Source organism: Actinomadura sp. WMMA1423, from assembly GCF_006547145.1.
Lineage (GTDB): Bacteria > Actinomycetota > Actinomycetes > Streptosporangiales > Streptosporangiaceae > Spirillospora.
In genome coordinates, this window is sequence record NZ_CP041244.1 from 6522640 (window position 1) to 6535159 (window position 12520).

At 73.3% G+C, this 12520-nt stretch carries 11 protein-coding genes; 7 read left to right on the plus strand and 4 right to left on the minus strand.

Annotated features, from left to right (window positions below):
- Positions 1-24: 24 nt before the first annotated feature.
- From FKD65_RS30210 to FKD65_RS30220, 3 genes are read right to left on the minus strand one after another with little or no spacing between them, the layout of a single operon-like run.
- Complete coding sequence (locus tag FKD65_RS30210) at positions 25-1221, minus strand: DUF4350 domain-containing protein (RefSeq protein ID WP_240809671.1); 1197 nt, start codon at positions 1219-1221, stop codon at positions 25-27.
- A complete protein-coding gene (locus FKD65_RS30215; RefSeq protein WP_141581170.1) occupies positions 1215-1895 on the minus strand; it encodes a DUF4129 domain-containing protein in 681 nt (226 codons plus the stop codon). The genes FKD65_RS30210 and FKD65_RS30215 overlap by 7 nt, the downstream gene beginning before the upstream one ends.
- Complete coding sequence (locus FKD65_RS30220) at positions 1892-3061, minus strand: hypothetical protein (protein WP_141581173.1); 1170 nt, start codon at positions 3059-3061, stop codon at positions 1892-1894. Before FKD65_RS30220 ends, FKD65_RS30215 begins: the two co-directional genes overlap by 4 nt.
- Before the next feature lie 286 nt (positions 3062-3347).
- Between FKD65_RS30220 and mtrA the strand changes: the two genes are divergently transcribed.
- From mtrA to FKD65_RS30255, 7 genes are all read left to right on the plus strand, one after another.
- On the plus strand, positions 3348-4025 hold the full coding sequence (mtrA, locus tag FKD65_RS30225) for an MtrAB system response regulator MtrA (protein WP_021598338.1): 678 nt from the start codon (positions 3348-3350) through the stop codon (positions 4023-4025).
- 99 nt (positions 4026-4124) lie between these two features.
- Positions 4125-5750, plus strand: coding sequence for an MtrAB system histidine kinase MtrB (mtrB, locus tag FKD65_RS30230; RefSeq protein WP_141581175.1), 1626 nt, complete (start codon positions 4125-4127; stop codon positions 5748-5750).
- Positions 5747-7543: an LpqB family beta-propeller domain-containing protein gene (locus FKD65_RS30235; protein ID WP_141581176.1), complete on the plus strand. Its 1797-nt coding sequence runs from the start codon at positions 5747-5749 to the stop codon at positions 7541-7543. Before mtrB ends, FKD65_RS30235 begins: the two co-directional genes overlap by 4 nt.
- Positions 7544-7631: 88 nt before the next feature.
- Positions 7632-8297, plus strand: coding sequence for a ComF family protein (locus tag FKD65_RS30240; protein WP_141581178.1), 666 nt, complete (start codon positions 7632-7634; stop codon positions 8295-8297).
- A 653-nt stretch (positions 8298-8950) separates the two neighbouring features.
- Positions 8951-9613, plus strand: a complete 663-nt coding sequence (gene raiA, locus FKD65_RS30245; protein WP_141581180.1) for a ribosome-associated translation inhibitor RaiA — start codon at positions 8951-8953, stop codon at positions 9611-9613.
- A gap of 371 nt (positions 9614-9984) precedes the next feature.
- The gene (locus FKD65_RS30250; protein ID WP_235036812.1) at positions 9985-10641 is read left to right on the plus strand and encodes a response regulator transcription factor; all 657 of its coding nucleotides are present in this window, start codon (positions 9985-9987) and stop codon (positions 10639-10641) included.
- Between the two features lie 57 nt (positions 10642-10698).
- The gene (locus tag FKD65_RS30255; protein ID WP_240810379.1) at positions 10699-11973 is read left to right on the plus strand and encodes a winged helix-turn-helix domain-containing protein; all 1275 of its coding nucleotides are present in this window, start codon (positions 10699-10701) and stop codon (positions 11971-11973) included.
- Positions 11974-12173: 200 nt separating this feature from the next.
- On the opposite strand, the gene FKD65_RS30260 is transcribed toward FKD65_RS30255, so the two are convergent.
- Positions 12174-12512 carry an HGxxPAAW family protein gene (locus tag FKD65_RS30260; RefSeq protein WP_141581189.1) on the minus strand — a complete coding sequence of 113 codons (339 nt, stop codon included), beginning with the start codon at positions 12510-12512 and terminating at the stop codon, positions 12174-12176.
- Between the last annotated feature and the right edge of the window lie 8 nt (positions 12513-12520).

The window sequence follows — 12520 nt, forward strand, 5'->3', positions numbered from 1 at the left end:
CCTTCCCGAGCTCTACAGGGGGGTTCAAGACTGGCGTACCTGCCTTTCCAGGTCGTCGAGGACGTCGGTGAGGGCGATCAGCCCGGCGTCGTCCAAGGGTTGAGGACCGTACAGGGCCGCTCCGACGTACGTCTCGTCGTACGCCGTGCGGCGCGAGACCGCGGACACGATCTCCTGCGCGGCGGAGTGGTCCTGCGCGCTGCTGCGGGGGAGTCCGAGGAGCGGCACGAGCCGTTCGCGGGCGCCGGAGCGCAGGGCGTCGGAGGCCCGGTCGCGGGCGCGCCCGGCGCGGTACAGGCGGGCGAGGCCCTCGACCGTCTCGGCGGACCGGACGACGACGGGCAGAGACTCCGCCACGACCGGGCCGAGGCGGCGGCCCCGCCACAGGGCCACCAGAAGCACCGCGACGAGCAGCTGGAGGATGAGCAGCTTCACCCCGAACGGCAGCAGGTCGCCGAGCGACCGCTGCCCCGCGCCGTCACCCGCCTTGGGGACCTCGGGGACGAGCCACACCACCGAGGAGCCCGCACCAGCCAGGTTCATGGCGAGTGCGGCGTTGCCCTCTTCGGTGAGCCTCCGGTTCGTCAGCGGCGCCGTAGCGCCGAACACCGTCACGGTGTGCGCGCCGTTGCGCACCTGGACGAGCCGCGCGTCGCCATAGTCGCTGCGGTAGCAGGCGGTGGCGCCCGAGGCATCGTAGGTGTCCGACTCGTGGAAGGCGACCGCCCCCGCGAGCGTCGCGGCGGGCAGGTCGCAGCCCGGCTCGGCGGTCTCCTCGAGAGACGGGCCCCGCCTGCGCACCTGAGGAGCGAGCGCGTCCAGCGCGAACGACGTCGGCCGGACGAGCAGGACGTCGGCCTGCGTACCGCTCAGCCGGTCGAGGTCGTCCTCGGTGAGCCGTTCGGTGCGGGTCACCACCAGGACCGAGCCCGGCACGGCGGCGCCGAGCGCGTCGCCGGTGCTGCGGGCCACCGTGACCGGCGTGCCGTTCTGGCGGAGGATCTCGGCGAGCGCCCGGCTGCCGTCCTGCTTCGGCGACTCCGGGTCGAGCGCCTCGGCTGCCGTGGAGGGGCGCAGCGCGGCCAGTGCCACCGCGACGGCGACCAGCGCGAGGACCACCGCGACGACCCCGCGCGCCGAACGCCAGCGGCGCCCCGCGACCTGCCGGGCGGACGGCTCGGCCGCGGCCCGCCCCTCGCGCGGCGGGGACGCGGTCACCACCGCGGCCCCCCTTCGTCGTCGCCGGCCCCGGCCAGGGCGAGGTCGTCGGACTCCAGCGGCTTCGGCCGCGCGGCCTGGAGCCGCTCGTCGAGCTCCTTCATGCGCGCGTACCCCTCCGGGGTGCCCGGGCGGTCCCCGTACCAGACGTCGTCGAAGATCCGCACGCCCGCGGCCAGCTCGCCGGCCAGCTCCGGCACCGCCGCGCCCGCCTCGGCGGCCAGCTCGTCGGCCGTCCGCCCCGGGCGGGCCGCCAGCACCGCCCGCTCCTCGAGGTCGCGGGCGATGGCGCGCAGCCGCTCGCGGATCGCCTCGGCCCACCGCGCGGCCTCCGCGTGGCGCTCGGCCGCCTCGCGGTGGTCGAACGCCGTGGACGGCGTGTCCTCCAGCAGCGCGCCCTTGCGGGAGCGGGGGTTCCCGCGCCCCCACATCAGCCACACCACCAGGGCGACCGCGACCAGCACGATCACGACGATGATGGCGATCGACACCCAGCCGCCGCCGGTGCTCTGCGACTCCGGGGCGGGCGCCCGCTGGAACAGGTGGCGCAGCCACTCGGAGAAGTCGTCCCAGGCGCGCTCCAGCCAGGACGGCTTGTCGCGCTGGTAGATCTGCTTCTCCAGCTCGCGGCGGGCCGCCTCGCGGGCCTCGTCGCGGCCGACCGGATCGAGAATCACGTGCCCGCCCCCGTCCACGGACGTGCCTGGGCCGGACCGGTCCGCCACAGGTCGATGAACCCCTCGTCCTGCTCGCCGGCGCGGTCGCCGGGGCCGTTCCGGCCGCCGCCACCGTCCCGCTCACCGGCCGCCCCCCGGCCACCGAGGGTCTCCGGCGCCCCTGGAGCCGCCTGGGCCCCGGCGGCCTCCCGCGCCTTGGCGGCGACGGCCGCGGCGGACCGTCCCCGGGTGCGCAGGTCGAGGTCGAAGCCCTCGCGGCGCATCCGCCGGTCCATGTAGAGCACCGCGATCACGCCCGCGTCGAACGGCATCACCACGGACCAGCTCACGATCCGGCCGGCGGTGTCCACCGCGAGCGCGCCCATCGTGGCGCCGCTGCCCGAGGAGTCGCCGAAGAAGATCAGCTGCACGAACAGGAACGGGATCCGCAGCGCGAAGAACCCCATGAACACGGTCACGAGGAGGGCCAGCAGCAGCGTCCCGCACGTCCGGAACCACCGCCCCTTGGAGAGCGTCATGGCGCGGCGCAGCGCGCCGCCCACGGTCTGGCGCTCCATGACCACCGCCGGGACCGCCTGGACGAACAGTATGTACAGCCACACCATCAGCGCGATGCCGACGGGGAAGCCGAAGAGCCCGGCGAGCACCGCGAAGGCCGGGCGCGCCCCAGCGGCGATCAGCAGGACGAACGGGACGAGCGGCACGACCAGGGCGCCCAGCGACATGCCCATGACGGCCGCCGCGGTGGCGACCAGCCGCCCGATCCGGGGCCGGGCGTCCCGCCATGCCTGCCTCGGCCCGATCGGCATGCCCACGAGCTCGCGCCCCAGGATCGGCGCCACCAGGCCCGCCAGCAGCAGGATCCCGAACGCCGACAGCACCAGCCCCAGCAGCGACAGGGTCAGCTGGGCGCCCAGCGACTCCATCAGCACGTCGGGGGTGATCTCGTCGCGGGCCTGCTCGCCGATGAAGAAGTAGGCGGCGACCGAGCTCGTCACCTGGATCACCGTGGCGGCCGCCACCGACAGGCCCAGCGTGGCGCGCGGCCTGCGCCGGATCCCGGCGATCGCCCCGTCCAGCATCTCCGAGATGGACATGGGGCGGAACGGGACGCCCCGCGCCGCGTCGGCGTCGTCGGCCTCGTCCCAGCCGTCCGGTCCCGGCATCCCGTCTCCCTGCGATCTCCGGCGGGGTCAGCGGCGCGTCCGACCGGCCCGTTCCGGGCCGGTCCGCGACCGCCGGTCAGGTCATCCTGTCACGGGCGCGGTGTGAATCTTGCGGTGGTTTCGGTGGCCGCCCCCTTGATCGCGAGTCGCCCGGACGATCAGGGGGAGCACCGTACGACGCAAACGCGGGTAACCTTGCACGCCGAGGCATATCTCTCCCTGGCGAGGTGGCGCCGGAGCATAGCGCCCCACTCCACCGAACCCCGACTTTGTGACGATGAGGGCCATGAGAGGACGTGTACTGGTCGTCGACGACGATCTCGCACTCGCCGAGATGCTCGGCATCGTGCTGAGGGGCGAGGGCTTCGAGCCCTCCTTCGTCCACGACGGCGACAAGGCGCTCGAGGCGTTCCGGGAGACCCGGCCCGACCTCGTGCTGCTCGACCTGATGCTGCCGGGGGCCGACGGCATCGACGTGTGCCGGCAGATCCGCGCCGAGTCCGGCGTGCCGATCGTCATGCTGACCGCCAAGAGCGACACCGTGGACGTCGTCCTCGGCCTGGAGTCGGGCGCCGACGACTACATCGTCAAGCCGTTCAAGCCCAAGGAGCTGGTCGCGCGCGTGCGCGCCCGCCTGCGCCGCACCGACGAGCCGGCGCCCGAGACCCTGCAGATCGGCGACATCACCATCGACGTCGCCGGGCACTCGGTCAAGCGCGGCGACCGGCACATCCCGCTCACGCCGCTGGAGTTCGACCTGCTCGTCGCCCTCGCCCGCAAGCCGCGCCAGGTGTTCACCCGCGAGGTGCTCCTGGAGCAGGTCTGGGGCTACCGGCACGCCGCCGACACCCGGCTGGTGAACGTGCACGTCCAGCGGCTCCGCGCCAAGATCGAGAAGGACCCGGAACGGCCCGAGATCGTCGTCACCGTGCGCGGCGTCGGCTACAAGGCCGGCCCGGCCTGACCCCCCTCCCTCCGTCCGCCGTCCCCGTGACACGCCGATGACCGACCAGCGCCCCTCCGGACCGCCGTACCGCCTCGCGGACCTCCCATGAAAGCCGACATGAGGAGGGCGAAGCGGTTCGTCCGGCGCGGGCTGGGCGCCGTCCGCCGCTTCGTGCAGGCGGGCGCGCGGGCCGGCTACCTGCGCTGGCGGCGGTCCATCCAGGTCCGCGTCGTCACCTCCACCCTGTTCATCTCCGCGATCGTGGTGGCGATCCTGGGCGCCTTCCTCATGCAGCAGGTGTCGTCCGCGCTCATGGACGGCAAGGTCAAGGCGGCCCGTCTCCAGCTGGACGACGGCCTGGCGCAGGTCCAGCGCGACCTCGGGAACACCACCGGCGACGGCAGCAGGCTGAACTCGACGATCGACCGGCTGAAGGCGCGCAGCGGGCCGTCCGGCCTCTACGAGGTCTACATCCGCGACACCACCGAGCAGTACTTCGACGGGTACAGCACGAACGAGCTGCGCGAGGAGAGCGTCCCCAAGAGGCTCCGCGAGGAGCTGAGGAACGCGCCCGCCGGCTCCCGCGCCTACACCTACGGCAAGCTGTCCTACTTCGGCCACCGGCCGGACGAGCGCGGCCTCATCGTCGGCGGCAGGACCGGACAGTTCGAGCTGTACTACCTGTTCCCCCTGACGCAGGAGCAGCAGACCCTCACCAACGTCAGCCGGTCCCTGGCCGGAGTGGGCATCGTGCTGGTGCTGCTCCTGGCGGCGATCGCCTCCCTGGTCACGCGGCAGGTCGTGATCCCGGTGCGGCTCGCCGCCCAGGGCGCGCAGAGGCTCGCCGCCGGACGCCTGGAGGAACGCATGCGGGTCCGGGGAGAGGACGACCTCGCCCGGCTCGCCCGCTCCTTCAACGACATGGCCGCCAACCTCCAGGAGAAGATCGGCGAGCTGGAGGACCTCTCCCAGGTGCAGCGCCAGTTCGTCTCGGACGTCTCCCACGAGCTCCGCACGCCCCTGACCACCATCAGGATCGCCGCGGACATGCTCTACGAGAACCGCGACGGCTTCTCCGACCCGTCCGTCGGACGGTCCGCCGAGCTCCTGCAGAGCCAGCTGGAGCGCTTCGAGTCCCTCCTGGCCGACCTGCTGGAGATCAGCCGGCACGACGCGGGCGCCGCCACGCTCGACGCCGAGTCCCTCGACATGCGCGACCTCGTGCTGCGCGTCGTCGGCGACATCCAGGGCCTCGCCGAGCGCAAGGGCAGCAAGGTCATCCTCCAGCTGCCCGGCGAGCCCTGCATGGCCGAGGTCGACCGGCGCCGCGTCGAGCGCATCCTGCGCAACCTCCTCGTCAACGCCGTCGAGCACGGCGACGGCGAGGACATCGTCGTCTCCGTCGGCGCCGACCGCGACGCCGTCGCCGTCGCCGTCCGCGACCACGGCGTCGGGCTGAAGCCGGGGGAGGGGCAGATGGTCTTCGACCGCTTCTGGCGCGCCGACCCGGCCCGCGCCCGCACCACCGGCGGCACCGGCCTCGGCCTGTCGATCTCCCGGGAGGACGCCCAGCTCCACGGCGGCTGGCTCCAGGCGTGGGGAGAGCCCGGCGCGGGCTCCCAGTTCCGCCTCTCGCTGCCGCGCGCGGCCGGGGCCGAGCTCCGCGGCTCGCCGCTGCCGCTCGTCCCGCCGGGGGCCGGCGACGCCCGCCCGCTGTTCGCGGAACTGGAGGCCGGCGAATGAGCCCCTGCGCGGGAACCCGGCGGATCACGCGGCTGATCGCCGCCGTCGTGCTCGTCGTCGGCGGCGCCGGGTGCGCGAACGTCCCGAGCGGCGGGCAGGTCGTCTCCGGCAGGCCCCCCGAGCGCGCCGAGCGGGTCGACGACCCCTACGTACGGCTGATCCCGGTGAAGCCGCGCCCCGAGTGGGGGCCCGACCAGGTCGTCTCGGGGTTCCTCGCGGCGTCCGCGAGCTTCGACGACGGCCACCGGGTCGCCAAGCAGTACCTGTCGGGCCAGACGTCCTGGAACCCGGGGCTCCGGCCGTTCGTGACCGTGCTGGCGAGCCGCATCACCGACCCGCACGTGATCAAGTCGTCCGCGGACCAGGCCACGGTCCGCATCACCGGCGAGGAACTCGGCACGATCACCGCCGACGGGCAGTACACCGCCTCCCCGAAGCCCCTCGACGCGACGTTCCAGCTCGCCAAGACACCGCAGGGCGTCTGGCGCATCACCGGCCTGCCCGGCGACGACAAGGCCGGCCTCCTGCTCACCAAGGACGACGTCGAGCGCGCCATGCGCACCGTCAACCTGTTCTTCTTCGCGCCCGACCGGCGCACCCTCGTCCCGAACGGGATCTTCCTGCCCGTCGTGAACCGGCAGACGCTGCCCACCCAGCTCGTCCAGGCGCTGCTCGCCGGCCCGACCTCCTGGCTGAACGGCGCGGTCGAGACCGCCTTCCCGGAGGGCACCCGGCTCCGGCGCGGCGTGCAGATCGACAAGGAGGTCGCGACCGTCGACCTCACCGGGCAGGCCCGCGGCGGCGACGTCGAGCGGATGTCGGCGCAGCTCGCGTGGACGATGCGGCAGCTGTCGGAGATCAAGTCGTGGCGGCTGACGATCGAGGGCAAGGCGGTCGCGCCGGACGACATGGACGTCACGCAGCCCGTGAACGCCTGGGAGGGCAACTCGCCCGACGGCCAGGTCCCCGGCGAGGGCGTCCACCAGAACGCCTACGTCGTCGGCCCCTCCGGCTTCCTCGGGACGCTGGAGAGCGACCGCGCCCAGCCCGTCGTGACCGGCGCCGCGGGCCGCCTCTCCCGTCCCGCCGTGGCTCCCGACCACCAGGAGTTCGCGGGCCTGAGCGCCGACCAGAGCCAGGTCCTGGTCGCCGGCCCCGTCACCGGCCAGCCCGCGGCCCGGGTCCTGCTGACCGCGCGGCCCGGGGCCCACTTCACGCCTCCGACCTGGAGCCACGACGGCACCCTGTGGATCGTGGAGACGAAGAAGAACGAGTCCTCGCTGTGGGTGCGCAGGCGCGGGCAGCCGCCCGTGCGCGCCGCCCACTGGGGCCTCGGCGGCCGCGAGGTCCTCGCCTTCCGCGTCGCCCGCGACGGTGTCCGCGCGGCCGTGATCGCCCGCGTCGACGGCCGTCCCCAGGTCCAGCTGGGGCGCATCGTCCGGGCCCCTGACGGCGCCTTGGACGTCGGCTCGTTCCTGCCCGTCAGCTCCGAACTCCAGGACGCCATCGACCTCGCCTGGCGCGACTACGGCACCCTGGCCGTCCTGGGAAGCGCCAAGCGCGACTCGCAGACGCTGCCGTTCCTGATGCCGATCAGCGGAAGCGCCATCACGTCCCTGGGCGTCGGCTCCCTCGGCGAGCCCCGCACGATCGCCGCCGCCCCCGGCGCCCCGATCCTCATCGGCACGCGCTCGTCCGGCAAGGACCAGGTCTGCCGCCAGCGCTCCCCGAGCAACTCCTACAGCCCCTGGATGTGCCCGACCCCCGCCAAGGACCCCTCCTACCCCGGCTGACCGGGCCGACGGCACCGGAGCGCCGAGAGTTATCCACAGTTTGTGGATGGCGGGGCGGTGGCGGGGCGGGCCCGGCATCGTCGGGGGCATGAGCGTTCTCGCCGATCTGATCGACCTGCTCCTTCCCCAGCACTGCGCCGGGTGCGGGCGGCATCCGGTGCTGCTGTGCGACGCGTGCGCGCGGCCCCTCAGGGCGGCGGCGCGGCCCGCGGGGCAGGCTCCCGCGGGCCTGCCCCCTCCGTGGACCGTGGCCGCCTATGAGGGCCCGCTCCGGACGATCCTGGCCGCCTACAAGGAGCGCGGCCGCGCGGCGCTCGCCGTCCCGCTGGGGGAGGCCCTGGCGACGGCCGTGCACGCCGCCCTGCCTTCGGGTCCCGGTCCGCCGGTGGTGGTTTGGGTGCCGTCAGGGCGCAGAGCCGTGCGGCGGCGCGGCCACGATCCGTTGCGGGGCGCGGTCGACGTCGCGGTGCGCCGGCTCCGTGCGAGCGGGCTTCCCGTGACCGCGCTGGACGCCCTGCGCCAGCGGGGACGCGTCGCCGACCAGGCGGGGCTCTCCGCCAAGGAACGGGCCGCCAACCTCGACGGGGCCATCGAGGCGCGGGCCGAGATCGCCGGGCGCAGCCTCGTGCTGGTCGACGACGTGGTCACGACGGGCGCCTCACTCGCCGAGGCCGCCCGGGCCCTGCGCGCGGCCGGAGGGGAGGTGACCGGAGCGGCCACCATCGCGGCGACGCCCCGCCACCGACTCTGGTGACTCCATGTAGTGAAACTTGCCGGGCTGGTGGGGTGTGAGGGGACAGTGTGGAGTTAATCAAGTCACATCGGGACCTGAGGGAGTAGAGATTTCGCAAACTCGCCGTGACGTCGGCCCCGGTTGACCTGGGCGGGCGTTGGGCCCGTGAACGGCGCGCACACGGGCGTTCCGCCCCCGTGAGGGGGCCGCGGGCAGGGCACGGGAGACCTCGCTGAGGCAGTCAACGATGACGGTCAGTGAGTTTTTCCTCGCCTCACCCCCCTGACATTCGTGGCGTAAGGGGTTAGCGTTCCTCACATGGCACCCGCCCGGGTCCGTGGTTGCGCTGGATCGCAGTGCCCGTCAGGGGCATGGCAGACGATCCGGCTAGCCGATGCCAGGCGCAGGCGAAACGGCCCACGTAAGGCGACTTCTCGTCGACCGATCACGGTGCGCCTTAGAGGTAAGTCCTGCCCCGTCGGGGGATCCGACATCCCCCGAACCGGGAGAAGGGCAGTAGTGGCGAGAGCGCCGCGAGCCCCTCAGCAGGCGGATGTGGGGACGAAGACCAGGTCGGCCGGGCGGGTGCGACCCATTGTCCTGTGGTACCCGTCCGGGGCCGCCAGGGCCCCGGAGCGGACCAGAATCGCAACCGGGAGAAGGGGGGTCCCCGCGTGAACATCACCGTCAGGGGCCGGCACACCGAGGTCAACGACAGGTTCCGTCGGCACGTCGACACCAAGTTGGCCAAGATCGAGCGGCTCGACCAGAAGGTCATCCGCGTGGATGTGGAGGTGTCCGAGGAACGCAACCCGCGGCTCGCCGACCAGCGCGAGCGCGTGGAGCTCACGATCCGCTCCCGCGGTCCGGTGATCCGGGCCGAGGCCGCCGCGGACGACCGGTACGGGGCGCTCGACCTCGCCCTTGACAAGCTGGAGTCGCGGCTCCGCCGGGACTCGGAGCGGCGCAAGGGCCACGGCGGCAAGGGCCGCGCCAAGCTCGCGACGATGGAGACGCTCCCCGAGGCATTCCCCGCCGCCGCGCCCGAGCCCGTGAAGCCGGCCGCCCCGCCGGTCGAGGTCGAGGAGGAGACCGAGCCCGTGGCGGTCTCCCAGGAGGAGAACCTCGTCCCCATCCCCATGGAAGGCGACGGCCCCCTCGTCGTCCGGGAGAAGTTCCACCCGGCCGAGCCCATGGGCATCGAGCAGGCCCTCTTCGAGATGGAGCTCGTCGGCCACGACTTCTTCCTGTACCGCGACAAGTCGACGGGCCACCCCTCGGTCGTGTACCGGAGAAGAGGCTGGGACTACGGAGTCATCAGGCTCGTCGAAGAGTGATGCGGTACTCGCGTCACGTGACCGCCCGAACCATGTCATGATCTGAAAAGGCGCACGCCGATCCGCGACGCGGCGCGTCCCGGGAACCTCCCGGGGCGCGCGGCGGTTGAACGGGAGACACCCCGGTCCGAAATCCCCCGGGTTCGTCCCCGGACCCCGTAAGTTCCCGAGGACCACCCGTAGGAGAACGACCCTCCGGCAGTTCCATATCGCTGAATAGTGAGAGGGGGAAGCGGCGTCTCCTCCACGCCGCGACTCTGGTGAGCGAGAATCCCGAGCCTCGCGACGCCGCGGCGGTTCCCCGCCAGGCCGGCGCCGGCACCGCCCCCGCCGGCCGGGAGGCGGCATCGCCGACCGGAGCGGCAGACCCCATCCGCGTGCTCATCGTCGACGACCACGCGCTGTTCCGCCGCGGCCTGGAGATGGTCCTCCAGGGCGAGGACGACATCGAGGTCATCGGTGAGGGCGGCGACGGCCAGCAGGCCGTCGAGATGGCCGGCGACCTGTTGCCGGACGTCGTCCTCATGGACATCCGCATGCCCCGCCGCAGCGGCATCGAGGCGTGCACCGCGATCAAGGACGCCGCGCCCAGCGCGAAGATCGTCATGCTGACCATCAGCGACGAGGAGGAGGACCTCTTCGAGGCGATCAAGGCCGGGGCCAGCGGCTACCTGCTCAAGGAGATCTCGATCGACGAGGTCCCGCAGGCCGTCCGCGCCGTCCACGGCGGCCAGTCGCTGATAAGCCCGTCGATGGCCTCCAAGCTCATCACCGAGTTCGCCGCGCTGGCCAAGCGCAGCGACGAGCGCACCCAGCAGGTCCCCGCGCCCCGCCTCACCGAGCGCGAGATGGAGGTCCTGCGCCTGGTCGCGCGCGGCCTCGGCAACCGGGAGATCGCCCGCGAGCTGTTCATCTCCGAGAACACGGTGAAGAACCACGTCCGCAACATCCTGGAGAAGCTCCAGCTCCACTCCCGGATGGAGGCGGTCGTGTACGCCGTCCGCGAGAAGCTGCTGGAGATCACCTGAGCGCGGGAGACCGGCAATCCGGCTTTGTCGGTGTTGTGTCGTAGCATCGCCCGCGTGGTGGAACTAAGCGCGGACGAGGCACGGCGGCTCCAGCTGCGCGCCCAGGGCTTCCTGGGGGCGCGCCCGAGAGGGGGCGTGCCGGCGATGCTGGAGCGGCTCGGCGCCGTCCAGCTCGACACGATCTCGGTCCTGGCCCGGTCCCACGAACTGGTCCCCTACGCCCGCCTCGGCCCGGTCGGGCGCGACAAGATCGAGGCCGCGTACTGGGGCGGCGGCCGCACCGCGAAGCGCGGAGCAGCGCGCTCCGAGCCCCGCCCGCCCGCCGCGGAACCTCCCGCCCCCGCCCGCCCGGTGAGCGCGCCGACGTCGGGCGGGCTCGGGACGTTCGAGTACTGGGCGCACGCCGCGTCCATCCTGCCCATGGCCGACTGGCCGCTGTTCGCGTTCCGGCGCCGCGCCTACCTGCGCCGGGGCTGGCGCTGGCACAAGGTGCCCGAGGGCGTCTGCGACGAGATCCGCGCCCGGCTGGCAGCGGACGGCCCCCTCACCACCAAGGAGCTCGGCGGCGCCAGGGCCGGCGCCGACTGGTGGGACTGGAGCGACCACAAGATCGGGATCGAGTGGCTGCTGGACATCGGCGAGGTGGTCTGCGTCGAGCGGGCCGGCTGGCGCCGCGTGTACGACCTCGCCGAACGCGCGGTCCCCGCCGGCCTGCTCGCTCAGGACCTGGACGACGACGCCTGCCTGACCGCCCTCGTGGCCCGCGCGGGACGCGCCCTCGGCGTGGCCACCCGCGCCGACCTCGCCGACTACTACCGGATCAAGCAGGACCAGGTCGACCGCGTGGTGGAGGCGGCCGGGCTCGTCCCGGTCGAGGTCGCCGGATGGCCCCGGCGCGCCTGGGCCGATCCTGGGGCGCTCGCCTCGGCGCCCAAGGGCAGGCACGCCACCGCGCTGCTCTCGCCCTTCGACTCCCTCGTGTGGGACCGCGCCCGCGCCTCCCGCGTGTTCGGCTTCGACCACCGCCTGGAGGCCTACGTCCCGAAGGGCAAGCGCGTCCACGGCTACTTCGCGATGCCGCTCCTCGCCGGCGGCCGCCTCATCGGGCGAGTCGACCCCGCCAGGGAGGGCCGCACACTGATCGCCCGCCAGGTGTCCCTGGAGCCCTGGGCGACCCGCACCGCCGCCCGCACGGAGTCCTCGACGGCGTCCCTCGCCACCGCCCTGTGGCGCGCCGCGTCATGGGTCGGCTGCGACGACGTCCGAGTGGAGCGCACCACCCTGCCCCCCGCCCTCCTGGAAACCGCCCTGAAAACCGCAACCCCCTCCTAGCCCTGCCTCCCGGGTCCAACCGCCACAACCCCCGCCCCGGAGACACCTACGTGCGCCGTGCGGCTCAGGGTGGGGGTTTGGGACGCAGGTTGCGGTGGGGCCGGAAAAGGAGAAGCCGCCCGCCGGGGCCGGTCGGCTCCCGCGTGACGGGAGGGGCGGCCGGGGACCGGGGGCGGCCGTGAAGGAGAGGCCGGGACGGGTCAGCCGTGGGGGGTCTGCTCGGTGTCCGTGGCCACCGGGACGTCCAGGACCTCGCCCGACTCGCCGCCGCGCCGCTTGGACGACTGGGCTCCGAACAGCGAGTAGTCGACGATCTCGGGGATGACGCGGGGCGCGTCCACGACGACGTCGGAGAACAGGTGGACGGCCCAGCTGACGAGCATGCCGAGCACCACGATGCCCGCGCCGACCCAGAACATGACCCACTGCGGGCCCAGGCAGAGCCCGACGCCGCCGACCACGAAACCGATGAAGATGATGGTGACGGCGATCCACGAACTCGGCCGTCCGGCGTGCGAACCGTGCGACTCTTCAGACATAGCGGCTC

Coding starts and splice junctions, on each gene's coding strand:
- FKD65_RS30220 (WP_141581173.1), bottom strand. CDS start 3,061: ATGCCGGGACCGGACGGCTGGGACGAGGCCGACGACGCCGACGCGGCG.
- mtrA (WP_021598338.1), top strand. CDS start 3,348: ATGAGAGGACGTGTACTGGTCGTCGACGACGATCTCGCACTCGCCGAG.
- mtrB (WP_141581175.1), top strand. CDS start 4,125: ATGAGGAGGGCGAAGCGGTTCGTCCGGCGCGGGCTGGGCGCCGTCCGC.
- FKD65_RS30235 (WP_141581176.1), top strand. CDS start 5,747: ATGAGCCCCTGCGCGGGAACCCGGCGGATCACGCGGCTGATCGCCGCC.
- FKD65_RS30240 (WP_141581178.1), top strand. CDS start 7,632: ATGAGCGTTCTCGCCGATCTGATCGACCTGCTCCTTCCCCAGCACTGC.
- FKD65_RS30260 (WP_141581189.1), bottom strand. CDS start 12,512: ATGTCTGAAGAGTCGCACGGTTCGCACGCCGGACGGCCGAGTTCGTGG.